Raw genomic sequence first — 23,395 nt, forward strand, 5'->3', positions numbered from 1 at the left:
CAAAGGACACTCGCAGTGCGCAGGTAAGAAACCCGAACGAAAGTCCCATTCGCTCGGCCTTCTCCTTGTCATTCCACGCTCCCCAGTGGACCGTGGAACCATGAACCTCGCACTCCTCCTTGCTGTCGCGGGCGCCACCGCGGGCGTGCTCGGTCAGGCCCTGCTGGCAAAGCTCCGCAGAGGCGCGACTGTCCACAGAGGATGGTGTGCGCCTGCCGTCGCCGCACTGTGGGCACTGGCGGGCTGGCGAGTCGAAGCGGGCAACCTCCCGTGGTGGTGGCTGCCCATCCCACTGGTGGTGGCGTGGTTCGCGGTGACACTGACGGTGGTCGACCTGAAACACCGAAGACTGCCCGACGCGCTGACACTGGCGGCGTACCCGGCGACAGCGGTCGCGACAACGCTGGCAGCGACCCAGTCCGGCTGGCAGACGCTGGAAGGCGCGTTACTGGGCGGCGCGGCGCTGGGAATGCTGTACCTGGCAGTCCACCTGCTGTGGCCCACAGCGATGGGCGGCGGCGACGTGAAGCTGTCGGGCAGCCAGGGCGCGGTACTGGGCGCGGTGGGCTGGCCCGCGGTACTGGTGGGCACCACACTGGCCGCGATCCTGACACTGATCATGAACGCCCTGGCCCCACGACGGCACCGAGCCCGATGGCGCACCGGCATCCCCCACGGCCCAGCCCTCCTGGCCGCGACGTACCTGATAGCCACGTTCCCGGCAATCCAGGGCTGAGCCTCCGTGTTCGGCTGGGTAAGGCTGAGCCGAGCCCGTCGCCCCGAAAGACGCGTTCACGGCACAACCAGTGCCGTCGATGGGCCGTTCAGGGCGCTCAGCGCCCTGAACGCGCCTTTCAGGGCATTGCCACGCCGTCAACGCGCCTTTCACAGCACCGAAGCCAGGGCGCGCAGCGCCCGGGCCCGCGAAGCGGGGCCCAGCCCGCGCAACCCCGCCGGTGCCGCAAGCCCACCCATAGGGGCTCCCTGCCATCCCGTCGACCTGGCAGGCAGACCCGCCCGACCGCAGCCAAACAACCCCTCGCCACCCCGGAGACCTGCCCGTCCGGCGAGGACAACCGACCGCAACCCCCAACCTCGGAGGCCACCAGAACCCACCCTCACGACATCCGCAAGTGTTCCGTCGAGCTGCCACGTGAACGTACGACCGCCGATCGACGCGTCGGGCGGGCATGACAGGATCGTCGGGTGTTGCGTTGGATCACCGCTGGTGAGTCGCACGGGCCTGCTTTGGTCGCCGTGCTCGAAGGCATGGTCGCCGGGGTCGAGGTCACGACCACGGACCTGAACAAGCAGCTCGCCCGTCGGCGGCTCGGGTTCGGGCGCAGCCCCCGGATGGGGTTCGAGACCGACCGCGTCGACTTCCTCGGCGGGGTGCGGCACGGGCTGACCCAGGGCGGGCCGGTCGCGGTGCGGATCGACAACGCCGAGTGGCCCAAGTGGGAGAAGGTCATGTCGGCCGACCCCGTGGCCGCCGACGAACTGGCGGGGCTGGCCCGCAACGAGCCGCTCACCCGCCCCCGGCCCGGGCACGCCGACCTCGCTGGCATGCAGAAGTTCGGGTTCGACGACGCGCGGCCCGTGCTGGAGCGCGCGAGTGCCAGGGAGACCGCTGCCCGCACCGTGCTGGGCACCGTCGCCCGTCAGTTCCTGCGGCAGCTGCTGGGTGTGGAGATCATCAGCCACGTCGTGTCGATCGGTGGCGCCGACGCGCCAGAGGGGCCGTTGCCGGGGCCCGGCGACCTCGACGCCATCGACGAGAGTCCCGTCCGTGCGTTCGATCCCGCGGGCACCGAGGCCATGGTGGCCGAGATCGAGGCCGTCAAGGAAGCAGGGGACACCGTCGGCGGGGTCATCGAGGTCATCGCCTACGGGCTGCCGCCGGGGCTGGGGTCGCACGTGCACTGGGACCGGCGCCTCGACGCCCGGCTCGCCGCCGCTCTCATGGGGGTGCAGGCCATGAAGGGTGTCGAGATCGGCGACGGGTTCACCACCGCGCGCCGGTGGGGCAGCAAGGCCCACGACGAGATGGATTCCGCGCACCCCGGCGTCACCCGTCGCACCAACCGGGCCGGTGGCCTGGAGGGTGGCATCACCAACGGGGAGCCGCTGCGGGCGCGGGTCGCGATGAAGCCGATCTCGACCGTGCCCCGTGCGCTGTCGACCATCGACACCGCGACGGGTGAGCCCGCGGTGGCGATCCACCAGCGGTCCGACGTGTGTGCCGTGCCCCGCGCGGGGGTGGTGCTGGAGTCGGTCGTCGGGCTGGTGCTCGCCGAGGCCGCGCTGGAGAAGTTCGGCGGGGACTCGATCGCCGAGACCCGCCGCAACGCCGATTCCTACCTGAAAGCACTGCAGGAGCGCTGGTGACCGGTCCCGCACTGATCCTCGTCGGCCCGCCAGGGTCGGGTAAGTCCACCGTCGGGCGCATGGCCGCCGACCGGCTCGGGCTCGAGTTCCGCGACTTCGACGACGACATCGAACGCGTCCACGGCATCCCCGCGGGCGAGCTGGTCGTGAAGCTCGGGCGGGAGAGGTTCCAGGAGTCCGAACGCGAGATCCTGGCCGACCTGCTGCCCCGGCACGACGGCGTTCTCGCGCTCGGCGGCGGCACCCCGACGGCACCGGGTGTCGCGGAGCTACTCAAACCGTTCCACGTGGTGTTCCTCGACGTGAACCTCGACCAGCTCCTGCGCCGCGAGGGCCTGGTGACGCTGCACCCGTGGCTGCTGCCGAACCCACGCGCCCACCTGAAGGAACTGCTCAACACCCGCAGGCCGGTCTACGCCGCCGTCTCGGTCGCGACGATCCCGACCAGCGAACGCACCCCCGAGGACGTCCTCGCCGACGTGCTCGCCACGATGCCGGTCTCGCCCTGACCCGGGAAAGGCGGGACCGGATTTCCCGGTGCGATCATGTGATCACGCACGGTCAGCACCCGGGGAGAGTTTCGTTTCGTGACCACGCACGTCAAACCACCGCTTCGTCGGCGCCGTCTCGGTAGGCGGCTGCGCGCCCTGCGCGAGTCGGCAGGGCTGACCCTGGAGGCCGCCGCCCCGAAGCTGGACCTGAGCCGCAGCTCGCTGTTCCGCGTCGAGAGCGGCGAGACCCGTGCCACCGTGCACCTGGTCCGGTCGATGATGGATCTCTACGACCGCTTCGAGCCCGACCTCCTCGACGCCGTCCGCGCCGCCCTCAAACCGAGCTGGTTCACCGCCTACGGCGTGCTGGACATGGGCTACACCGACGCCGAGACCGAGGCGGACCGCGTCTGGGACTACCCGGGCATGCACCTGCCCGGCCTCCTGCACACCGAGGAGTACGTCCGCGCGTTGTTCGGTCACGCGCACCGACGACGGAGCGCGGAGAGGGTCGACAGCCAGGTCGCCGTGCGGCGGATCCGCCAGCAACGGCTCACCAGCGGGGAGCACCCGTTGGAGCTGGTTACCCTGATCGACGAGGCCGCGTTGACCCGCGAGATCGGCGGCCCGGCGGTGCTGCGCGCGCAGCTCGACCACCTGATCATCATGGCTGAGCTGCCCACGGTCACCCTCCATGTGCTGCCACAGCGGAAGTGCTCACCCAACGCCTTGGAGGGCGGCTTCACCCTCCTGGGATTCCCCGAGCCCGAGGAGCCTGATCTGCTCTACCACGAGTACGCGACCGGGGCGCTGCACATCGAGGATGAGGCCGAGGTCCGGGAAGCTAGACTGGTGTTCGACTCGCTGCGGGGCGAGGCACTGAACCCAGCCGACTCGGTGGCGCTCATCGAGCGACACGCGGGCGAGCTGCCCGAACCATCGTGAAAGAGGCGAGCACCGTGTCCTCAGTGGATCTCGCCGAGCTGTCCTGGCGCAAGAGCAGCCGCAGCACGGCCAATGGTGACAACGGCAACTGCGTCGAGATCGCCTTCGCAGGCCCCGCCGTCGCCGTGCGTGACTCCAAGAACCCCGCCGCCCCCATCGCTGTGCCGGTCGCCGCGTTCACCGCGCTCCTCCGCTCGATGTAGCGCCGGGCGGGCGTGCCATGCTCACCTCCGGACAGCCGAGGACGAGGGAGCGTGGGCAGTGTCAACCCAGTCGGGAGCCGAGCCGGTGCGGATCAGGGTCGCGACCGACCGTCCGTACGAGGTGGTGATCGGCCGCGACCTCACCGACGAGGTGGTCGCCGCCGTCGCCGGATCACCCAAGGTCGCGATCGTGCACCCGCCCACGCTGGTCGCGAACGCGGAGGCGACCAGGAAACGGTTGCTGGACAACGGGATCGACACCCACCTCGTGCCCGTGCCGGACGCCGAGGCAGGCAAGACGCTCGCCGTCGCCGGGCAGTGCTGGGACGCGCTCGCCGCGATGGGCATGGACCGCGGCGGCACCGTCGTGGCGTTCGGCGGCGGGGCGGTCACCGACCTCGGCGGATACGTCGCCGCGAGCTGGATGCGCGGGGTCCGTCTCGTCAACGTGCCGACCACGCTGCTCGGCATGGTCGACGCGGCGGTCGGCGGGAAGACCGGCATCAACATCGACGCGGGCAAGAACCTCGTCGGCGCGTTCCACGAACCGGCCACGGTGCTCGTCGACCTCACCACGCTGCGGACCCTGCCCACCGACGAGCTGGTGCCCGGCATGGCCGAGATCGTCAAGGGCGGCTTCATCGCCGACCCCGCGATCCTCGACCTGGTCGAGGCCGACCCGAAGGCCGCGCTCGACCCGGACGGTGCCGTGCTCGCCGAGCTGGTGCGCCGCAAGATCCAGGTCAAGGCGGACGTGGTGGCCGCGGACCTGCGCGAGTCGAGCCTGCGCGAGATCCTCAACTACGGCCACACCCTCGGCCACGCGATCGAACGCCGTGAGGGCTACCGGTGGCGGCACGGCGCGGCGGTCAGCGTCGGCCTCGTGTTCGCGGCGGAGCTGGCGCGTGCGGCAGGCCGCCTCGACGACGCCACCGCCGACCGGCACCGCACCGTGCTCGACGCCATCGGGCTGCCGACCACCTACGAACCCGGCGCACTGCCCGACCTGACGCGCGCCATGCTGGGCGACAAGAAAACCCGGGCGGGCTGTCTCCGCTTCGTCGTCCTCGACGCGCTGGCCAGGCCGGGACGCCTGGAGGACCCGGCGCCCGAGTTGCTGGCCACCGCGTACGAGCGCCTGACGACGGTGCGGTGACCGGCCGCCGCAAGATCGGCGGGCGGCCGTCGGCCCCCCGACATCCAGCGTAGCGGGGAGCACCGACAGCGGCGGGCCGCCGCGGGCGGGTTGTCCACAGCCTCGGGCTTTCGTGCCGGGTCCGCTGGCTAGGCTTGCCCGATCGATCCGCGAAGGAGACAGACGATGAAGGTGCTGGTGCTCAACGGCCCCAACCTCGGCAGGCTGGGCAAGCGCGAGCCCCAGATCTACGGTCACACCACCCACGCCGACCTCGTCGAGCTGTGCGAGAAGACGGGCCGCGACCTCGGCCTCGACGTCACCGTCCGCCAGACCGACCACGAGGGCGAGATGATCGGCTGGCTGCACGAGGCCGCCGACCACGGGCACGCCGTCGTCCTCAACGCCGGTGCGTGGACCCACTACTCGATCGCGATCCGCGACGCCTGTGCGCTGCTGACCGCGCCGCTGATCGAGGTCCACATCACCAACGTGCACAGGCGCGAGGAGTTCCGGCACCACAGCCACCTGTCCGCGGTCGCGACCGGTGTCATCGTCGGTCTCGGGGTCGACGGGTACCCGCTCGCGCTCCGCTGGCTCGCCGACCACCGGTGACCCACCTGCTGCGGCCGGTCGAGGAGCGGGACGTCGGCGCGCTGACCGACGTGCTCGCCGACCCGGAGCTGAGCCGCTTCCTCGCTCGCGACTTCACCGACCCGGACCGGGTGCGGGAGCTCGTCGACGGCGGCCTGCGCCACGACGGTCCGCCGGGCACCGGTGTCCTCGTCGTCGAGAAGGACGGCGAGGTGGCCGGGGTGGCGCACCTGCGCGTCTCGCGGCAGCTGCCCGGCGGTGTCCTCGAGACCGGTTGGTGCGTGGCCCGCGAACACTGGGGCACCGGGCTCGCGGCCGAGGTCGCCACCGCACTGATCGACACCGGTCTCGAACTGCGCGGTGCGGTGTTCGCGCTGGTCGACGAGGCGAACACGCGGGCACGGCGGTTCGCGGCCGGCGTCGGCTTCTTCGACATCGGTGGCGACGTGCACCACGGCACGCCCCACCGCGTCCTCCTCGCGCTGCCCGCCGCGCAGGAGGGCGTGCACCACGTCGAGCTGTGGGTCGCGGACCTCCCGGCCGCGGCGGCGAGCTTCGGCTGGCTGTTCACGCGACTGGGCTGGCGCGAGTACCAGCGCTGGGACCGCGGCGTGAGCTGGCGGAAGGGCGGCGGCTACGTCGTCGTCGAGGACTCGGCCGCCCGTACCGGCGACCGGCACGACCGGACCGCGCCGGGCATCAACCACCTCGCACTGCACGCGGGCACCCGCGCCGACGTCGACCGGATCGCCGCGGCGGCACCCGGACACGGCTGGCGGCTCATGTTCGCCGACCGCCACCCGCACGCGGGCGGCCCGGACCACTACGCCGCCTACCTGGAGAACGCGGACGGTTTCGAAGTGGAACTGGTCGCCACCCGTACGTGACGCTCCCAAGCACTCGGCGTAATCCCTACACTGTCCTTCGGCTGAACAAGGGGCAACATATGGAGGTTCTTCCACGATGCGCATCACGCACCGTCGAAGACACCTCGTCGCGACCGCTCTCGTAGCCGCGCTCACCGTCGGCTGCACCACCAGCGAGGCCGCCCCTGGGCCGGAACCCGCCCACCCGTCGACACCCACCGCGACACCAGTGCCGAGACCCGCGGTCCCCGCCACCATCGACCCCGTGCGGCTCACGACCCGCGCCGGCAGGCAGAGCCCCGGCCCGATCGCGTACGGCACCGGCGACGCCCCCTACAACTACGCCCCGTCGGTCCTGTGGGACGGCGGGCGCTACCGCATGTGGTGGTGCAGCCAGCTCGGCATCGCGAACCCGCCGGGCGACGACATCCTGCTCGCCGAGTCGAGGTCGATGAACGGCCCGTTCCGCGGTCCCGACGGGAGTGGCGGCACCCCGGTGTTCTCCGGGAGCGCGGCCCGCTTCGACGCCATGCACACGTGCGACCCGTCGGTGCTCAAGGTCGGCGGAAACTACTACCTGTACTACACGGGCGCCGCGGGCGACCACGCCCACGGCAACGCCATCGGTGTCGCGACCAGCCGCGACGGCCGGGTGTGGACCAGGGCCAACGGCGGCCGCCCGCTCGTCACCGCGGCACGGGACGTCAAGCGGGACAACACCTACGGCGCGGGGCAGCCGTCGGTGGTCCACCTCGCGGGGCGGTTCTACCTGATGTTCACCGACACCACCGGCGAGCACGCCGGCCACAACGGCGCGGGCCAGTTCGTGCTGCGCTCACCGGACCCGGCGTTCGGCCGGCACGTGGAGGCGCTGGGGCCCGACGGTTTCCAGCCGGTGGCCGACACCAGCGCCCGGCTCCGGTCGGTCGTCGACGCGTTCAGTGCGGACTGGATGTGGGTGGACGCGCTCGCCGCGTTCGCCATCGCCCACGAGACCCGCGACGGCACCACGATCACCTTCTGGGACCGGGATTTCGGCTTCCACCCCTACCAGCCGCTGCTGCTGCCGGGGCCGTGGCGCGAGGGGCCCGGTCTCGTGCGGCGCGCGGACGGCCACGCGGTCGTGTCGCTCGACAACCCGTGCGGCAAGGTCGCGATCGACCTCGTGCGCGCCACCCACGAGGCACCCGCCGGGCCGTCGGGGCTGCGGCACTTCGGTCTGGACGTGACCGACTTCGACGCCTGCGCCGAACCGGAACGGGCCGTGCTCGCGCTCGACGGGTTCGCCGTCCCCTCACCGAGCCGGACCGTGGACCTGGTCGTCGGCGGGCAGATCGTGCGCTTCGACCGCAGGTCCGTCGCCGAGAAGCTCGCCGTCCGCGTCCTCGCGCGCCGCCCTGAGGTGTTGGCCGAGGTCGAGGTCGCCGCGCACGTCAAACCCGGCGTGCCCGCCAGGTGGGCACCCGACCGGGGCATCGGGTTCCTGCTGGACGACCGGGTGTGGCGGATCCCGTCGGCGGACGTCGCGGCGCTGAACTCCTCGGCGGTGGGACCGACGACCGCGCAGGAGTGGGACGGCTACGAACGCGGCCTCGACCTGGTCGGCCCGCCGCGCTGAGGCTCGTCCTCGTCTTCCTCGGCGTTTTCCTGGGCGTCTGCTTCGGCGTCCTCGTCGGCGGCGGGACGCGACGACCTGATCCAGTGCCCGGCCGCGAGGCCGATCGCCGCGGGGATCAGCACCAGCAGCGCGGTGAACGCGGCACCGCCGGTCAGTGCGCCGCCGAGGTCGGCGACCCCGGTCTGGTCCACGAACGCCGACTTGCCGATCACCGCGAGCACCGCGGCGCACCACCCGGCGACCAGCGACCCGATCAGCCACGCCCGGCCCGCGTCCTCGACATCCCGCCACCGGTCCACGGCCCCCCACACGGCCGCCACCCCGACGAGCGCACCGAGCACGAGCGCCTCGAACAACGTCCGCGAGGTCGGGTGGTGCACGCCGAAGTCGGCGCGCACGGTCTCGGCCACGGCATGCACCACGGCCATGACCGCCCCGCGCAACAGCCACGTTCGCATCGGTACAGGGTAAGCCCATAAGGTCGAGCACATGCCCGAGACGCACGTACGCCGCCGCGCCGCCCTGCGGACCCGCCTCCGCGAGCGCGAACTGGACGCCCTGCTCGTCGTCGACCTGCGCAACGTGCGTTACCTGACCGGGTTCACCGGGTCGAACGCCGCGCTGCTGCTGTCGGCGCAGGACGACGGGACCTCGCTCTTCTGCACCGACGGCCGGTACCTGACGCAGTCGTCGCGGCAGGTGCCCGACCTGGAGCGCCTGATCGAGCGGCCCTGCGCGCCCGCGCTGGCGAAGGTGGCGGCGGACCGGCGGGTCGGGCGCGCCGGGTTCGAGAGCCACCACGTCACCGTGGACGACTTCGACGTGCTCGCCGAGCAGGCGGGGAAGACCGAGCTGGTCCGCGCCGCGGGCCTCGTCGAGGAGCTGCGGATCGTCAAGGACGACGCCGAGATCGAGGCGCTGCGGATGGCGTGCGCGGCCGCCGACCGCGCGCTCGCCGACCTCATCGAGCACGGCGGGCTGCGGCCCGGCCGCACCGAGCGCGAGGTCGCGCGCGAGCTGGAGAGCCGCATGCTCGACCACGGCGCGGCCGGCCCCTCGTTCGACTCGATCGTCGCGACGGGCGCCAACTCGGCCGTTCCGCACCACCGGCCGACCGACGCCGAGCTGGCAACCGGTGACCTGGTGAAACTCGACTTCGGTGCGCTGGTCGACGGCTACCACTCGGACATGACCCGCACGTTCGTCCTCGGTGCGCCCGCGCAGTGGCAGCGGGAGCTGTACGACCTGGTCGCCGCCGCGCAGGCGGCGGGCCGGGCAGCGTTGCGGCCGGGTGCGCTGGTGGCCGACGTCGACGCCGCCGCACGTGGGGTGGTGGTGGACGCCGGGCGCGGTGACGAGTTCCTCCACGGGCTCGGGCACGGGGTGGGGCTGGAGATCCACGAGGCACCGTCCCTGGCCAAGACGGGTGAAGGTAGACTCGCGGCCGGCATGGCAGTCACCGTGGAGCCGGGCGTTTACCTGTCCGGCAAGGGCGGGGTCCGCATCGAGGACACGCTCGTCGTGCGGGACGGCGATCCCGAGCTTCTCACGTTGACGACCAAACAGCTCGTCGTCGTGTAGCGACGCGGAAGACGACGCGGCAGACGATCCGACCAGGAGAGAGAACGACCCCGTGGCATCCACGAACGACCTGAAGAACGGCCTGGTGCTCAACCTCGAGGGCCAGCTCTGGAGCGTTGTCGAGTTCCAGCACGTGAAGCCCGGCAAGGGCCCGGCGTTCGTGCGCACCAAGCTCAAGCACGTGCTGAGCGGCAAGGTCGTCGACAAGACCTTCAACGCGGGCATCAAGGTGGACACCGCCACCGTCGACCGCCGCGACATGACCTACCTGTACCAGGACGGCAACCAGTTCGTCTTCATGGACGGCCAGACCTACGAGCAGGAGCACATCGACTCCGAGGTCATCGGTGACTCCGCCAAGTTCCTGCTGGAGAACAGCACCGTGACGGTCGCGACGCACGAGGGCAACCCGCTGTTCATCGAGCTCCCGACGTCGGTCGAGCTCGTGATCCAGCAGACCGACCCCGGCCTGCAGGGCGACCGCTCCACCGGTGGCACCAAGCCCGCGACGCTGGAGACCGGCGCCGAGATCCAGGTGCCGCTGTTCCTGTCGACCGGCGAGAAGGTTAAGGTGGACACCCGCGACGGTCGCTACCTCGGCCGAGTCAGCTCGTAGATGGGCGCGCGCAGCAAAGCTCGCAAGCGCGCGGTCGATGTCCTGTACGCGGCGGCACTTCGCGACGCCGACCCGGTCCGGTTGCTCGGCGAGCGGAACGAGGCCGCTGAGCAACCGCCGCCGAACGACTACGCCACCACGCTCGTCGAGGGCGTGGTGGCGCACCGCGAGCGGATCGACGAACTGCTCACCGAGCACGCGGAGGGCTGGACGCTCGACCGCATGCCGTTCGTGGACCTCGCGGTGCTGCGGCTCGGGTTGTACGAACTGCTGTGGGCGTCGGACGTCCCGGACGCGGTGGCGATCGACGAGGCGGTGCAGCTGGCCAGGTCACTGTCCACAGACGACTCCCCGCGCTTCGTGAACGGCGTGCTCGGCAGGCTGGCGACGATCGCCGACCAGCTCCGCGCGACGCTCTGACGCCAGGTCCGAAAACCGCGCGCGGCCTGTCGGTGCCACCGCATAGGTTGGCGCCCATGACCGACAGAAGATCGTTGCTCGCCGCCGCGGTGACCGTGTTCCTGTGGGCTTCGGCCTTCGTGGCGATCCGCAGCGCGGGCGAGCACTACGCACCGGGCGCGCTGGCCCTCGGCCGCCTGCTGTCCGGTTCGATCGTGTTGGTCGCGTTCCTGGTGATCCGCGGGGAGGGCTGGCCGCGGCGCGCGGCGTGGCCGGGCATCGCGATCTCCGGCGTGCTGTGGTTCGGCCTGTACATGGTGGCGCTGAACTGGGGTGAGCAGGAGGTCGACGCGGGCACCGCCGCGATGGTGGTGAACATCGGGCCGGTGCTGATCGCGCTGCTCGGTGGCTGGCTGCTCAAGGAGGGCTTCAACCCCCGGGTGCTGGCGGGCATCGCGGTCTCGTTCTCCGGCGCGGTGGTGGTCGGGTTCTCCATGGCGGGCGACGGTCACGCGTCCGTGCTCGGCGTCCTGCTGTGCGTGGTCGCGGCGATCACCTACGCGATCGGTGTCGTGGCGCAGAAACCCGCGCTGCGCCACGGAAGCGCGCTGCAGGTGACGACGTTCGGCTGTCTCGTCGGGACCGTCGCGTGCCTGCCGTTCGCGGGCCAGTTGGTCACCCAGGTGTCCACGGCGCCGGTGTCGGCCACGCTGAACGTGATTTACCTCGGGGTGTTCCCGACCGGTCTGGCCTTCACCACGTGGGCGTACGCCCTGGCACGGACGTCGGCGTCCCAGATGGGCGCGACGACCTACGCCGTGCCCGCGCTGGTGGTGCTGATGTCGTGGCTGCTGCTGGACGAACTGCCCGGCTGGGTCACGCTCGCGGGCGGCGCGCTGTGCCTGGCGGGCGTCGCGGTCTCCCGCACCGGCACCCGCACACCGGCACCCGCCCCCGAACCGACGGCGACCGCGAAGACCGGCTAGCCGATTGATCGTGACCACGCCGTTCAGGACATGACACCCACACCCGCGCAGCGTGGCACCACAAGTGCCAGCACCGACCTTCCCCGGAACCCGGGCCGAGAAGGCGAGTTTGGTGCTGCCGAACGGTTGTGCCCGCGATGGCCGCTCTCGCGGAAGGTGCGGGCGCACGGTGGATCACCCGGCTGACGCTAGCGATCCGCGCCGGAATGTGTCCGGCGCGTCGCGCGGCGACAGTCCGGGATTGTGGTGACCCGGTCGGGTTGTCGTGTGGTGACCTGAATGGAGTAGCGGCCTTCGGGCGGACGCGGCGGTGATCAGCGCCCGTTCGCCACGGAGGGTGGCCAAACCCCGGAAACGCGACCGGTCGCGGCCCCTTGTGCCAACGGGGTCGCGACCGGGGACGTGGTCTGTCGATAGCGGGTGCTGCTCGCCCGGCCGGCCGATCTCCCATTCCCTCGGCCGGCGGCGGCGATCCTCAGATGCCCGTCGTGGACAGGCTCAGTCCTCCTTGGACGGACGCGCCTCCGGCGGAAGCACGCCCCAGTCGATGAGCTGCTCGGTGAGCTCGCCGGGGGTCATGTCGTAGATGATCGCCAGGGACCGGAGGTCCTCCGTGCGAATCGACAGCACCTTGCCGTTGTAGTCACCGCGCTGGCTCTGGATCGTGGCGGCGTAGCGGGCCAGTGGGCCCACCTTCTCCGCCGGGAGCTGCTGGAGCCGCTCCAGGTTTATGACGATCTTCGTCGCCGGCTCCGCCCCGGAAGGCACGCGGCCCTCCGGCAGCAGCTCGACCACGGGGACACCGTAGAAGTCGGCCAGCTCGGCCAGCTTCTGCACGGTGACCGCCCGGTCACCCCGCTCGTACGAGCCCACCACGACCGCCTTCCAGCGGCCGCCGGACTTCTGTTCGACGCCGTGCAGGGACAGGCCCTGCTGCTGGCGGATGCCGCGGAGCTTGCTCCCTAGCGCCTTGGCGTAGTCGCCCATATGGCGATTCTCCATTTCGTTCGCCCCGACGGCTGGTTGAAAACGTATGCCGCGGGTAGCCGCATATCGACACGCAGAGTAATGGTTACCCACAGTTGTCACCAGGTCAAGCTGATCTGTGTACGACGTCCGTGGAAACGACGGATTACCACCCGGTTGGTGGATCCGCGGGGCCTGCTACGGTGCTACAGCGCCCGCAGTGGGCGCGGAGCTAGACGTCCTTTAAGGACCCGTCCAGTGAGGCGGGGAAGGAGGTCCACCGTTGTCGCCGCCCCATCGCGGCGCGACGGAACCGGCCGAGCGGCGTGAGCTGCTGTCGGCCGGCGACGTCGCGCGCACCATCGCCCGTATGGCGCACCAGGTGATCGAGCGCACCGCGCTCGGCACCTCGGACGCACCCCCCGTCGTCCTCCTGGGCATACCCACCCGCGGCGCACCGCTCGCCGCGCGGCTGGCCGCCAGGATCGCCGAGTTCTCCGGCTTCGAGGTCCCCACCGGTGTGTTGGACGTCACGCTGTACCGGGACGATCTTCGACGCAAACCCACCCGCCCGCTCGGCGCCACCGCCCTGCCCTCGGGCGGCCTCGACGACCACCTGGTCGTCCTCGTCGACGACGTCCTCTACTCGGGCCGCACCATCCGTGCCGCCCTGGACGCGTTGCGTGACGCCGGCCGGCCGCGCGCGGTCCAGCTGGCCGTGCTCGTCGACCGCGGTCACCGTGAGCTGCCGATCCGTGCGGACTACGTCGGCAAGAACGTCCCCACGTCCCGTTCGGAGGAGGTCCACGTCCTGCTCACCGAGACCGACGACCGCGACGCCGTCGTCCTGGACCGAGCCCTGGACAGGAGGGACGAGTCGTGAGCGGAGCTTGCGGAGCGAACCATCGATGCCGACGACGTCACCGAGCCGGTGAGGGGGCGTCGTGAAGCACCTCCTGGCCACCGAGGGCATGACCGCCGCCACGGCCACCGCCGTCCTCGACACGGCCGCCCAGCTCAAGCAGACGCTGCTCGGCCGCGAGGTCAAGAAGCTGCCGACGCTGCGCGGCAGGACCGTGCTCACGATGTTCTACGAGAGCAGCACCCGCACCAGGGTGTCGTTCGAGATCGCGGGCAAGTGGATGAGCGCCGACGTGGTCAACGTGTCCGCGAGCGGCAGCAGCGTCGGCAAGGGCGAGTCGCTGCGGGACACCGCGCAGACGCTTGCCGCGGCAGGCGCGGACTGCGTGATCATCCGGCACCCGGCCTCGGGCGCCGCGCACCGGCTCGCGGGCTGGCTCGCCGAGGCGGGCACGTCGGTGGTCAACGCGGGCGACGGCATGCACGAGCACCCCACGCAGGCACTGCTGGACGCGGCCACCCTGCGGGAACGCCTCGGCGACCTGGCCGGGAAACGGGTCGCGATCGTCGGCGACGTGCTGCACAGCAGGGTCGCGCGGTCGAACGTCCACCTGCTCACCACGCTCGGCGCGCAGGTGACGCTGGTCGCGCCGCCGACACTGCTGCCCGCGCTGGTGCGGCGGTGGCCGGTGACGGTCTCGCACACGCTCGACGCCGAGCTGCCCAGCCTGGACGCGGTGATGATGCTGCGGGTCCAGGCGGAACGCATGCACGGCGGGTTCTTCCCCTCGGCCCGCGAGTACTCGATCGCGTACGGGATGAGCGAGCGCCGCCTCGAACTGCTTCCCGAGCACGCGGTCGTGCTGCACCCCGGCCCGATGCTGCGCGGCATGGAGATCGCAGCCGCGGTCGCCGACTCGCCGCGCGCCGCGATCACCCAGCAGGTGTCCAACGGCGTGCACGTCCGGATGGCGGTCCTGTACCACCTGCTCGCTCACGAAGAGGAGGACGTCGCGTGAGTTCCTTGCTGCTCAAGGGAGTCCGCCCCTACGGCGAGGAGCCGACGGATCTCCTGGTCCAGGACGGCCTGATCGCCGAGGGCACCGACGCCGACGAGGTCGTCGACGCCACGGGGCTCATCGCGCTCCCCGGCTTCATCGACCTGCACACCCACCTGCGCGAGCCGGGCCGCGAGGACACCGAGACCATCGCGACCGGCTCGGCCGCCGCCGCGCTGGGTGGCTACACGGCCGTGTTCGCCATGGCCAACACCGACCCGGTGGCCGACAACGCGGTGATCGTCGAGCACGTGTGGCGGCGCGGTCGCGAGGTCGGTCTCGTCGACGTGTACCCGGTCGGCGCGGTCACCGTCGGCCTGGCCGGCGAGAGGCTCGCCGAGCTGGGCACGATGGCGAACTCGCAGGCCCAGGTCCGGATGTTCTCCGACGACGGCCACTGCGTCGCCGACCCGCTGCTCATGCGCCGCGCGCTGGAGTACTCGACGGCGCTGGACGTGGTCATCGCCCAGCACGCCGAGGAGCCCCGGCTCACCGTCGGCGCGCAGGCGCACGAGGGGGAGCGGGCCGCGCGGCTGGGTCTGGCCGGCTGGCCCGCCGCCGCGGAGGAGGCGATCATCGCCCGCGACTGCCTGCTGGCCAGGCAGACCGGCGCCCGCCTGCACGTCTGCCACGTCTCCACGGCAGGCGCCGCGGAGCTGCTGCGCTGGGCGAAGGCGCAGGGGATCACGGTGTCGGCCGAGGTCACCCCGCACCACCTGCTGCTCGACGACGAGCGGCTCGGCACGTTCGACCCGGTCAACAAGGTCAACCCGCCGCTGCGCACCGCCGCCGACGCGAAGGTGCTGCGGGAGGCGCTGGCCGAGGGGGTCCTGGACTGCGTGGCGACCGACCACGCCCCGCACGCCGCCCAGGACAAGGACTGCGAGTGGGCCGCGGCCCGGCCGGGAATGCTCGGTCTGCAGACGGCGCTGTCGGTGGTGGTCGCGACGATGGTCGAGCCCGGGCTGCTGGACTGGCGCGGCGTGGCGCGGGTGATGAGCGAACGCCCGGCCCAGATCGCGGGCCTGACCGACCAGGGCCGCCCGATCGCGGTGGGCGAACCGGCGAACCTCACGCTGGTCGACCCGGCCGCCAGGTGGACCGTCCGCGGCGGCGAGCTGGCGAGCATCGCCGCCAACACCCCGTACGAAGGCATGGAGCTGCCCGGAAGGGTGGTCACGACCCTGCTGCGCGGCAAGGTCACCGCACATGACGGAAAGGCGCGTTCATGACTGTGTCGACGACACAGGCCGCTCTGGTTCTCGAAGACGGCAAGGTCTTCCGCGGCGCGGCGTTCGGTGCGACCGGCGCCACGCTCGGCGAGGTGGTGTTCTGCACCGGCATGACCGGCTACCAGGAGACCCTCACCGACCCCTCCTACCACCGGCAGATCGTGGTGGCCACGGCCCCGCAGATCGGCAACACCGGCTGGAACGACGAGGACGACGAGTCAGGGCGGATCTGGGTGGCGGGCTACGTGGTCCGCGACCCGGCACGCGTCCCGTCGAACTGGCGGTCCCGCCGCGGCCTCGGCGACGCGCTGGCCGAGCAGGGGATCGTCGGCATCTCGGGGGTCGACACCCGCACGGTGACCCGCCACATCCGCGAGCGCGGCGCCATGCGCGGCGGCGTGTTCTCGGGCGACGCGCTCGGCACGACCGACGAGATGGTCGAACGGGTCCTCGCCGCCCCCGAGATGGCCGGTGCCGACCTGGCCGGCGAGGTGACGGCCGAGGAAACCTACGTGGTCCCCTCCGCCGGTGAGACCCGGTTCCGCGTGGCCGCACTGGACGTGGGCATCAAGACCAACACCCCGCGCATGATGGCCCAGCGCGGCATCGAGACCCACGTGCTGCCCGCGAACGCCTCGATCGACGACGTCCTCGCGCTCGAACCCGACGGCTTCTTCCTCGCCAACGGCCCCGGCGACCCGGCCACGACCGACGGCCCGATGTCGCTCACCCGGTCGGTGCTCGAGCGGCGGATCCCCACGTTCGGCATCTGCTTCGGCCACCAGATCCTGGGCCGCGCGCTCGGCCTGTCCACCTACAAGCTGCGCTACGGCCACCGGGGCATCAACATCCCGGTGATCGACGTGGCCACCGGCAAGGTCGCGATCACCGCGCAGAACCACGGCTTCGCGCTCGCCGGGGAGCCGGGCCAGCGGTTCGACACCCCGTTCGGCGACGCCGTGATCAGCCACTACTGCCCGAACGACGGCTGCGTGGAGGGCGTGCGCGCCCTCGACGTGCCCGCGTTCTCCGTCCAGTACCACCCGGAGGCGGCGGCCGGCCCACACGACGCCGCCTCGCTGTTCGACGAGTTCGTCGGCCTGATGGAGGGGCGTTGATGGCTCGCCCGACGATCCAGCGACTGACCATCCGCAACTACCGCCTGCTGCGGGACGTCACGTTCGACAAGCTGACTCCGCTCACCGTGCTGTTCGGGCCGAACGGAAGCGGCAAGTCCACGGTCTTCGACGTGTTCGCATTCCTGCACGAGGCGTTCACCACGAATCTCCGACGAGCCTGGGACACACGCAACCGCATGCCGGAGATCAGGAGCCGGGGCGCGGACGGTCCGGTCGAGTTCGAACTGAAGTACCGGGAGTCCGCGAACAGCAGGTTGGTCACCTACCGGCTCGCGATCGACGAGGAACGGGGTTCCCCGATCGTCGTCGAGGAGCGCCTTCAATGGACCACTGCGCCAGGAGCGGGAAGACCGCGAGACATCCTCGACTTCTCGAAAGGCGAGGGCTGGGTCTACGACGAGAAGTCGAACGACAAGACCTACGAGACCCTCGACAGCCCCGACCTGCTTGCGGTCAGCGGGCTCGGCCAGCTCAGCCGCTACCCGCAGGTGGCTGCTCTGCGCAGGTTCATCTCCGGCTGGTACCTGTCCTACCTGAACATCGACCACGCCAGGACGCAGCCGGTCGCGGGTCCCCAGGAACGGCTGTCCGCCACGGGCGACAACCTGGCGAACGTGATCCAGTACCTGGGCGAGCGGCACCCGAAACGGCTCAGGCGGATCTTCGGTGTACTCGGCGAGCGTGTGCCCAACCTGGAACGGGTCGAGTCCGAGCAGATGCCGGACGGCAGGCTCCTTCTGCGTCTCAAGGACCGGCCCTTCGAGGCCCCGGTGCTGGCCCAGTACATCTCCGACGGCACGCTCAAGCTGCTCGCCTACCTCACGGTGCTCTACGACCCCGACCCCGCTCCGATCGTCGGTGTCGAGGAACCGGAGAACCAACTGCACCCCAAGCTCCTGTATCCCTTGGCTGAGGAGGCGCGGGCAGCCGCCGAACGCAGCCAGCTCCTGGTCACGACCCATTCGCCCTACTTCGCGGATGCTCTGCGGCCACAGGAGTTGTGGGCCCTGTACCGGGACGAGGACGGCTTCACAAGGAACGCCAGAGCCGCTGACATCCCGCAACTGGCCGCTATGGCGGAGGCGGGCGGACTGCTGGGTGACCTCTGGATGGAAGGCTACTTCGGGCTGGGTGATCCACTGGTCCGCTCGGGACGGCCGCGGTGACCGTACTCGAAGTCCTCGTCGAGGAGCCGTCGGCCAAGAGCGCCTTGGAGATCCTGCTGCCGCGTATCGTGCCGGACACCGTGTGCGAGGTCCGCGAGTTCTCGGGCAAGACGGCCCTGATGAAGGCGTTGCCGATCAGGTTCGCAGGTTACGCGGCCCGGATGAAGTGGGAACCCCTCAAGGTCGCCGTGCTCGTCGATCGTGACGACGACGACTGCGTTGTCCTGAAGAAGCAGCTCGAGGACTACGCCGCGAACGCGCGTCTCACCACCCCGGCCACCGGCGGTGACAGTTTTCAGGTACTGAACAGGATCGTGATCGAGGAATTGGAAGCGTGGTGGCTCGGCGATGCAGAAGCCCTCAACCGCGCCTATCCGAAAGTACCGGTCAGCCTGGCGAAACAGGCGCGATACCGCGATCCGGACGCGGTGAAGGGCGGCACCTGGGAAGCCCTGGAGACCGTGCTGAACAAGCACGGCTACCACCGTTCGGGCCTTCGCAAGATGCAGGCGGCCTCTGAGATCGCCCAATACATGAACGTCGAGTCGAACCGGTCGAAGAGCTTCCAGGTGTTCCGCGACGGGGTTCGCCGCCTGGTGAAGGAGAACAACCGTGCCTAAGCGGACAGACATCGAGCACGTGCTCGTGATCGGCTCCGGGCCGATCGTGATCGGGCAGGCGTGCGAGTTCGACTACTCGGGCACCCAGGCGTGCCGCGTGCTGCGTGAGGAGGGCCTGCGGGTCAGCCTCGTGAACTCCAACCCGGCGACGATCATGACCGACCCGGAGTTCGCCGACGCCACCTACATCGAGCCGATCACCGCCGACTTCGTCGAGAAGGTGATCGCGAAGGAACGCCCGGACGCGCTGCTCGCCACCCTCGGCGGCCAGACCGCACTGAACACCGCGGTCGCGCTGCACGAGCGCGGCGTCCTCGAGCGTTACGGCGTCGAGCTGATCGGCGCCGACATCGAGGCCATCCAGCGCGGCGAGGACCGGCAGCGGTTCAAGGACATCTGTGCCCAGGTCGGGGCGGAGACGCCGCGCAGCGCGGTGTGCCACTCCATGGACGAGGTCCGCAAGACCGTCGACGACCTCGGCCTGCCCGTGGTGATCCGGCCCTCGTTCACGATGGGCGGCCTCGGCTCCGGCATGGCCCACACGGCCGAGGACCTGGAGCGGCTGGCCTCGACCGGGCTCACCGAGTCCCCGGTGCACGAGGTGCTGATCGAGGAGAGCGTGCTCGGCTGGAAGGAGTACGAGCTCGAGCTGATGCGCGACCGCGCCGACAACGTGGTGGTCATCTGCTCGATCGAGAACATCGACCCCATGGGCGTGCACACCGGCGACTCGGTGACCGTCGCGCCCGCGATGACGCTGACCGACCGCGAGTACCAGCACATGCGCGACGTCGGCATCGACGTGCTGCGCGCGGTCGGTGTGGACACCGGCGGCTGCAACATCCAGTTCGCGGTGCACCCGGAGACCGGCCGCCTGGTCGTGATCGAGATGAACCCGCGCGTGTCCCGGTCGAGTGCGCTGGCGTCCAAGGCGACCGGGTTCCCCATCGCCAAGATCGCCGCGAAGCTCGCCATCGGCTACACCCTCGACGAGATCCGCAACGACATCACCGGCGAGACCCCGGCGAGCTTCGAGCCGACGCTGGACTACGTCGTGGTGAAGGTGCCGCGCTTCGCGTTCGAGAAGTTCCCCGGCGCGGACCCGACGCTGACCACCACGATGAAGTCGGTCGGCGAGGCCATGTCGCTCGGCCGCAACTTCGTCGAGGCGCTCGGCAAGGCGCTGCGGTCCATGGAGACCAAGGCAGCCGGGTTCTGGACCACCGCGGACCCGGACACCATGACGGTGGAAGGGGTCCTCGAAGCGCTGCGGGTACCGCACGACGGGCGCCTCTACACCGTCGAGCGGGCGCTGCGGCTGGGGGTGAGCGTCGCCGAGGTCTCCCAGGCGTCTGGCATCGACCCGTGGTTCGTCGACCAGATCGCCTCCCTCGTCGAGCTGCGTGCCGAGGTCACCGCCGCGCCCGTGCTGGACGAACAGCTGCTGCGGCGGGTGAAGCGGTCCGGGTTCTCCGACCGGCAGATCGCCGCGCTGCGCCCCGAGCTGGCGGGGGAGGACGGCGTCCGGTCGCTGCGGCACCGGCTCGGCATCCGCCCCGTGTTCAAGACCGTCGACACCTGCGCGGCCGAGTTCGCGGCCCGCACGCCCTACCACTACTCGGCCTACGAGCTGGACCCCGCCGCCGAGTCCGAGGTGACCGAGCAGCGCGACCGGCCGAAGGTGCTGATCCTCGGTTCCGGCCCGAACCGCATCGGGCAGGGCATCGAGTTCGACTACTCGTGCGTGCACGCGGCCATGGCGCTGCGTGGCGCCGGGTTCGAGACCGTCATGGTCAACTGCAACCCGGAGACCGTGTCCACCGACTACGACACCTCAGACCGGCTCTACTTCGAGCCGCTGACCTTCGAGGACGTGCTCGAGGTCGTGCACTCCGAGCAGCGCTCCGGCACGGTCGCCGGGGTGATCGTGCAGCTCGGCGGGCAGACCCCGCTCGGCCTGGCGCAGCGGCTCGCGGACGCGGGTGTGCCGGTCGTCGGCACACCGCCGCACGCGATCCACCTAGCCGAGGAGCGCGGCGCGTTCGGCGAGGTGCTCACCGGCGCCGGGCTCCCGGCACCGAAGTACGGCACGGCCACGTCCTTCGCCGCCGCCAAGCGCATCGCCGACGAGATCGGCTACCCGGTCCTCGTGCGGCCCTCCTACGTGCTCGGCGGGCGCGGCATGGAGATCGTGTACGACGAGGCGTCGCTGGCGGGCTACATCGAACGCGCCACCGAGGTCACCCCGGAGCACCCGGTGCTCGTGGACCGCTTCCTCGACGACGCCATCGAGATCGACGTCGACGCGCTGTACGACGGCGAGGAGCTGTTCCTCGGCGGCGTCATGGAGCACATCGAGGAGGCGGGGATCCACTCCGGCGACTCCTCGTGCGCGCTGCCGCCGATCACGCTCGGGCGCACCGACTTCTCGACCATCCGCAGATCCACCGAGCTGATCGCCGAGGGCATCGGCGTGCGCGGTCTGCTGAACGTCCAGTACGCGCTCAAGGACGACGTGCTGTACGTGCTGGAGGCCAACCCGCGCGCGTCGCGGACCGTGCCGTTCGTGTCCAAGGCGACCGCGACGCCGCTGGCGAAGGCCGCCGCCCGGATCATGCTCGGTGCGACCATCGCCGACCTGCGTGCCGAGGGCATGCTGCCCGACGGTGACGGCGCCGACATGCCGGCGTCCTCGCCGGTGTCGGTCAAGGAGGCGGTGCTGCCGTTCCACCGGTTCCGCACCCCGGAGGGCCACGGCGTCGACTCGCTGCTGGGGCCGGAGATGAAGTCCACCGGCGAGGTGATGGGCATCGACGCGTCGTTCGGCAAGGCGTTCGCCAAGTCGCAGACCGCCTCCTACGGCTCGCTGCCCACGAGCGGCCGGGTGTTCGTGTCGGTCGCGAACCGGGACAAGCGGGCGATGGTGTTCCCGGTGAAGCGGCTCGCCGACCTCGGCTTCGAGGTCCTGGCCACCGCGGGCACCGCGGAGGTGCTACGCCGCAACGGGATCCCGTGCACGGAGGTGCGCAAGCACTTCGAGGGCGCGGACAACATCGTGGACATGATCCGCGACGGCGGCGTGGACATGGTGATCAACACCCCGTACGGCAACCCGGGGCCACGCGTCGACGGCTACGAGATCCGCACCGCCGCCGTGTCGCGCGACATCCCGTGCGTGACCACCATCCAGGGTGCCGCGGCCGCCGTGCACGGCATCGAGGCACTCATCCGCGATGACATCGGGGTGGAGTCACTGCAGTCACTGCAGGCCACGCTGCGGAGCCAGCGTTGAGGGCGCCGTTCGGGGCGCGCCTGGCCGCCGCCGTGGCGGAGCGCGGACCGCTGTGCGCCGGGATCGACCCGCACCCCTCGCTGCTCGAACAGTGGGGCCTGCCCTGCGACGCGATCGGGCTGGAGCGGTTCGCCATGACGTGCGTCGAGGCGTTCGCGGGCGAGGTCGCGATCGTCAAGCCGCAGTCGGCGTTCTTCGAGGCGCACGGCTCGGCCGGGGTCGCGGTGCTGGAGAAGCTGATCGCGGCGTTCCGGGGTTCCGGCACGCTGGTGCTGGCCGACGTCAAGCGCGGCGACATCGGCTCCACCATGGCCGCCTACGCCCAGGCGTACCTGGGGGAGGGCTCGCCACTGGCCGCGGACGCGGTGACCGTGTCGCCCTACCTCGGGTTCGGCTCGCTCGAACCCGCGCTCGACCTGGCGGAGCGGACCGGCCGCGGCCTGTTCGTGCTGGCGCTGACCTCCAACAAGGAGGGGCCCCAGGTGCAGCGCGCCCGCTCCGCCGACGGCGTGCCGGTCGCGCAGACGATGGTGGACGAGGCAGCGGCCCGCAACGAGGGCACGGACCCGCTCGGGTCGGTCGGCCTCGTCATCGGCGCGACCGTCGGGCGCACCGAGCTGGACCTCTCCCGGCTGAACGGTCCGATCCTGGCCCCTGGGTTCGGTGCGCAGGGCGCCGGGGCCGCCGACCTCGCGAAGGTCTTCGGCGATCACCGGCGGCACGTGCTGCCCGCCTCGTCGCGCGACATCCTGCGCCACGGACCCGGCGCCACCGCTCTGCGGGACGCCGCCCTGCGGGTGCGCGATGCGCTGGCGGTGCACGCGCGCTAGCACCGGCCACCGGCCCACTCGGTCTCGTCGTCTGCCCGGCTACCTCGCGCTCCTCGGCCCTCTGGGGCCGCTGCGGGCCGCCGACCGACTTCGAACGTGCTCTTCTGGTGGCGGGGGCGACGCGAACCGGAACGAAATCGAGGAAATCCCGCGTGTCGCGAACATTTCTCGCGGATTTCGTTCGATGACGGCGCGGGCGGGCCGCCTGTCGCCGGGACCGGCGACATTTTCGTGGAATGGGCGGCCCGGCTGACCGGCGCACGGCCGCTCCACCGGGCCTGACAGCGGCCGGGGTGCCTCTCGGCAGTTGGTCAGGCCACCGGGCTCTACCTGCTGGAACGCGGGCCGGACGGTGATTCGGCGGTCGTGCGGAGCCAGGCGCCGATCCGCAATGCCATACCACGTCGAA

At 71.1% G+C, this 23,395-nt stretch carries 23 protein-coding genes; 21 read left to right on the top strand and 2 right to left on the bottom strand.

Going from position 1 to position 23,395, the window contains the following annotated elements; translation table 11 throughout:
* Positions 1-100: 100 nt before the first annotated feature.
* The 9 genes from ACFPCV_RS28495 to ACFPCV_RS28535 all read left to right on the top strand — a co-directional run bounded on the left by ACFPCV_RS28495 (position 101) and on the right by ACFPCV_RS28535 (position 8,240).
* Complete coding sequence (locus ACFPCV_RS28495; RefSeq protein ID WP_378059456.1) at positions 101-736, top strand: prepilin peptidase; 636 nt, start codon at positions 101-103, stop codon at positions 734-736.
* Between the two features lie 470 nt (positions 737-1,206).
* Entirely contained in the window at positions 1,207-2,388 is a 1,182-nt protein-coding gene (gene aroC / locus ACFPCV_RS28500) for a chorismate synthase (RefSeq protein WP_378059457.1), read from the top strand.
* Positions 2,385-2,897, top strand: coding sequence for a shikimate kinase (locus ACFPCV_RS28505; protein ID WP_378059458.1), 513 nt, complete (start codon positions 2,385-2,387; stop codon positions 2,895-2,897). The genes aroC and ACFPCV_RS28505 overlap by 4 nt, the downstream gene beginning before the upstream one ends.
* A 78-nt stretch (positions 2,898-2,975) precedes the next feature.
* Entirely contained in the window at positions 2,976-3,824 is an 849-nt protein-coding gene (locus ACFPCV_RS28510; RefSeq protein ID WP_378059459.1) for a helix-turn-helix domain-containing protein, read from the top strand.
* Between the two features lie 14 nt (positions 3,825-3,838).
* Positions 3,839-4,027: a DUF397 domain-containing protein gene (locus tag ACFPCV_RS28515; protein WP_378059460.1), complete on the top strand. Its 189-nt coding sequence runs from the start codon at positions 3,839-3,841 to the stop codon at positions 4,025-4,027.
* A 58-nt stretch (positions 4,028-4,085) separates the two neighbouring features.
* The gene (gene aroB, locus ACFPCV_RS28520; RefSeq protein ID WP_378059461.1) at positions 4,086-5,183 is read left to right on the top strand and encodes a 3-dehydroquinate synthase; all 1,098 of its coding nucleotides are present in this window, start codon (positions 4,086-4,088) and stop codon (positions 5,181-5,183) included.
* Between the two features lie 165 nt (positions 5,184-5,348).
* Positions 5,349-5,777, top strand: coding sequence for a type II 3-dehydroquinate dehydratase (aroQ, locus tag ACFPCV_RS28525; RefSeq protein ID WP_378059462.1), 429 nt, complete (start codon positions 5,349-5,351; stop codon positions 5,775-5,777).
* Positions 5,774-6,643 carry a GNAT family N-acetyltransferase gene (locus ACFPCV_RS28530; RefSeq protein ID WP_378059463.1) on the top strand — a complete coding sequence of 290 codons (870 nt, stop codon included), beginning with the start codon at positions 5,774-5,776 and terminating at the stop codon, positions 6,641-6,643. Before aroQ ends, ACFPCV_RS28530 begins: the two co-directional genes overlap by 4 nt.
* A gap of 76 nt (positions 6,644-6,719) precedes the next feature.
* Positions 6,720-8,240, top strand: a complete 1,521-nt coding sequence (locus ACFPCV_RS28535) for a beta-xylosidase (protein ID WP_378059464.1) — start codon at positions 6,720-6,722, stop codon at positions 8,238-8,240.
* Here ACFPCV_RS28535 and ACFPCV_RS28540 read toward each other — a convergent pair.
* Entirely contained in the window at positions 8,201-8,698 is a 498-nt protein-coding gene (locus tag ACFPCV_RS28540) for a B-4DMT family transporter (protein ID WP_378059465.1), read from the bottom strand. The two genes, ACFPCV_RS28535 and ACFPCV_RS28540, sit on opposite strands and share 40 nt — an antisense overlap.
* A gap of 31 nt (positions 8,699-8,729) precedes the next feature.
* Between ACFPCV_RS28540 and ACFPCV_RS28545 the strand changes: the two genes are divergently transcribed.
* The 4 genes from ACFPCV_RS28545 to ACFPCV_RS28560 are packed head-to-tail and all read left to right on the top strand — an operon-like array spanning position 8,730 to position 11,822.
* A complete protein-coding gene (locus tag ACFPCV_RS28545; RefSeq protein ID WP_378059466.1) occupies positions 8,730-9,821 on the top strand; it encodes a M24 family metallopeptidase in 1,092 nt (363 codons plus the stop codon).
* A gap of 52 nt (positions 9,822-9,873) precedes the next feature.
* Positions 9,874-10,437: an elongation factor P gene (gene efp / locus ACFPCV_RS28550; RefSeq protein WP_378059467.1), complete on the top strand. Its 564-nt coding sequence runs from the start codon at positions 9,874-9,876 to the stop codon at positions 10,435-10,437.
* The gene (nusB, locus tag ACFPCV_RS28555) at positions 10,438-10,857 is read left to right on the top strand and encodes a transcription antitermination factor NusB (RefSeq protein ID WP_378059468.1); all 420 of its coding nucleotides are present in this window, start codon (positions 10,438-10,440) and stop codon (positions 10,855-10,857) included. It begins immediately after the preceding gene.
* Positions 10,858-10,913: 56 nt separating this feature from the next.
* Positions 10,914-11,822, top strand: coding sequence for a DMT family transporter (locus ACFPCV_RS28560; RefSeq protein ID WP_378059469.1), 909 nt, complete (start codon positions 10,914-10,916; stop codon positions 11,820-11,822).
* Between the two features lie 498 nt (positions 11,823-12,320).
* On the opposite strand, the gene bldD is transcribed toward ACFPCV_RS28560, so the two are convergent.
* Complete coding sequence (gene bldD, locus ACFPCV_RS28565) at positions 12,321-12,809, bottom strand: transcriptional regulator BldD (RefSeq protein WP_075123575.1); 489 nt, start codon at positions 12,807-12,809, stop codon at positions 12,321-12,323.
* Between the two features lie 262 nt (positions 12,810-13,071).
* On the opposite strand from bldD, the gene pyrR reads away from it, so the two are divergent.
* From pyrR to pyrF, 8 genes are all read left to right on the top strand, one after another.
* On the top strand, positions 13,072-13,671 hold the full coding sequence (pyrR, locus tag ACFPCV_RS28570) for a bifunctional pyr operon transcriptional regulator/uracil phosphoribosyltransferase PyrR (protein WP_378059470.1): 600 nt from the start codon (positions 13,072-13,074) through the stop codon (positions 13,669-13,671).
* 61 nt (positions 13,672-13,732) lie between these two features.
* Positions 13,733-14,668 (top strand): aspartate carbamoyltransferase catalytic subunit, encoded by a 936-nt coding sequence (locus ACFPCV_RS28575; RefSeq protein WP_378059471.1) that lies wholly within the window; start codon positions 13,733-13,735, stop codon positions 14,666-14,668.
* Positions 14,665-15,939 (top strand): dihydroorotase, encoded by a 1,275-nt coding sequence (locus tag ACFPCV_RS28580; RefSeq protein ID WP_378059472.1) that lies wholly within the window; start codon positions 14,665-14,667, stop codon positions 15,937-15,939. The genes ACFPCV_RS28575 and ACFPCV_RS28580 overlap by 4 nt, the downstream gene beginning before the upstream one ends.
* Positions 15,936-17,057, top strand: coding sequence for a glutamine-hydrolyzing carbamoyl-phosphate synthase small subunit (gene carA, locus ACFPCV_RS28585; RefSeq protein ID WP_378059473.1), 1,122 nt, complete (start codon positions 15,936-15,938; stop codon positions 17,055-17,057). The genes ACFPCV_RS28580 and carA overlap by 4 nt, the downstream gene beginning before the upstream one ends.
* The gene (locus ACFPCV_RS28590; RefSeq protein ID WP_378059474.1) at positions 17,057-18,244 is read left to right on the top strand and encodes an AAA family ATPase; all 1,188 of its coding nucleotides are present in this window, start codon (positions 17,057-17,059) and stop codon (positions 18,242-18,244) included. Before carA ends, ACFPCV_RS28590 begins: the two co-directional genes overlap by 1 nt.
* Entirely contained in the window at positions 18,241-18,864 is a 624-nt protein-coding gene (locus tag ACFPCV_RS28595) for a DUF4276 family protein (RefSeq protein WP_378059475.1), read from the top strand. The genes ACFPCV_RS28590 and ACFPCV_RS28595 overlap by 4 nt, the downstream gene beginning before the upstream one ends.
* Positions 18,857-22,156, top strand: a complete 3,300-nt coding sequence (gene carB / locus ACFPCV_RS28600) for a carbamoyl-phosphate synthase large subunit (RefSeq protein WP_378059476.1) — start codon at positions 18,857-18,859, stop codon at positions 22,154-22,156. The genes ACFPCV_RS28595 and carB overlap by 8 nt, the downstream gene beginning before the upstream one ends.
* Positions 22,153-22,986: an orotidine-5'-phosphate decarboxylase gene (pyrF, locus tag ACFPCV_RS28605; RefSeq protein ID WP_378059477.1), complete on the top strand. Its 834-nt coding sequence runs from the start codon at positions 22,153-22,155 to the stop codon at positions 22,984-22,986. Before carB ends, pyrF begins: the two co-directional genes overlap by 4 nt.
* The last annotated feature ends 409 nt before the right edge of the window (positions 22,987-23,395 follow it).

The sequence above is a fragment of the Actinophytocola glycyrrhizae genome (genome assembly GCF_042653545.1).
Classification (GTDB): domain Bacteria; phylum Actinomycetota; class Actinomycetes; order Mycobacteriales; family Pseudonocardiaceae; genus Actinophytocola; species Actinophytocola glycyrrhizae.

Coding starts and splice junctions, on each gene's coding strand:
- ACFPCV_RS28560 (WP_378059469.1), top strand. CDS start 10,914: ATGACCGACAGAAGATCGTTGCTCGCCGCCGCGGTGACCGTGTTCCTG.
- nusB (WP_378059468.1), top strand. CDS start 10,438: ATGGGCGCGCGCAGCAAAGCTCGCAAGCGCGCGGTCGATGTCCTGTAC.
- bldD (WP_075123575.1), bottom strand. CDS start 12,809: ATGGGCGACTACGCCAAGGCGCTAGGGAGCAAGCTCCGCGGCATCCGC.
- ACFPCV_RS28535 (WP_378059464.1), top strand. CDS start 6,720: ATGCGCATCACGCACCGTCGAAGACACCTCGTCGCGACCGCTCTCGTA.
- ACFPCV_RS28495 (WP_378059456.1), top strand. CDS start 101: ATGAACCTCGCACTCCTCCTTGCTGTCGCGGGCGCCACCGCGGGCGTG.
- aroQ (WP_378059462.1), top strand. CDS start 5,349: ATGAAGGTGCTGGTGCTCAACGGCCCCAACCTCGGCAGGCTGGGCAAG.
- ACFPCV_RS28540 (WP_378059465.1), bottom strand. CDS start 8,698: ATGCGAACGTGGCTGTTGCGCGGGGCGGTCATGGCCGTGGTGCATGCC.
- ACFPCV_RS28545 (WP_378059466.1), top strand. CDS start 8,730: ATGCCCGAGACGCACGTACGCCGCCGCGCCGCCCTGCGGACCCGCCTC.
- ACFPCV_RS28590 (WP_378059474.1), top strand. CDS start 17,057: ATGGCTCGCCCGACGATCCAGCGACTGACCATCCGCAACTACCGCCTG.
- carA (WP_378059473.1), top strand. CDS start 15,936: ATGACTGTGTCGACGACACAGGCCGCTCTGGTTCTCGAAGACGGCAAG.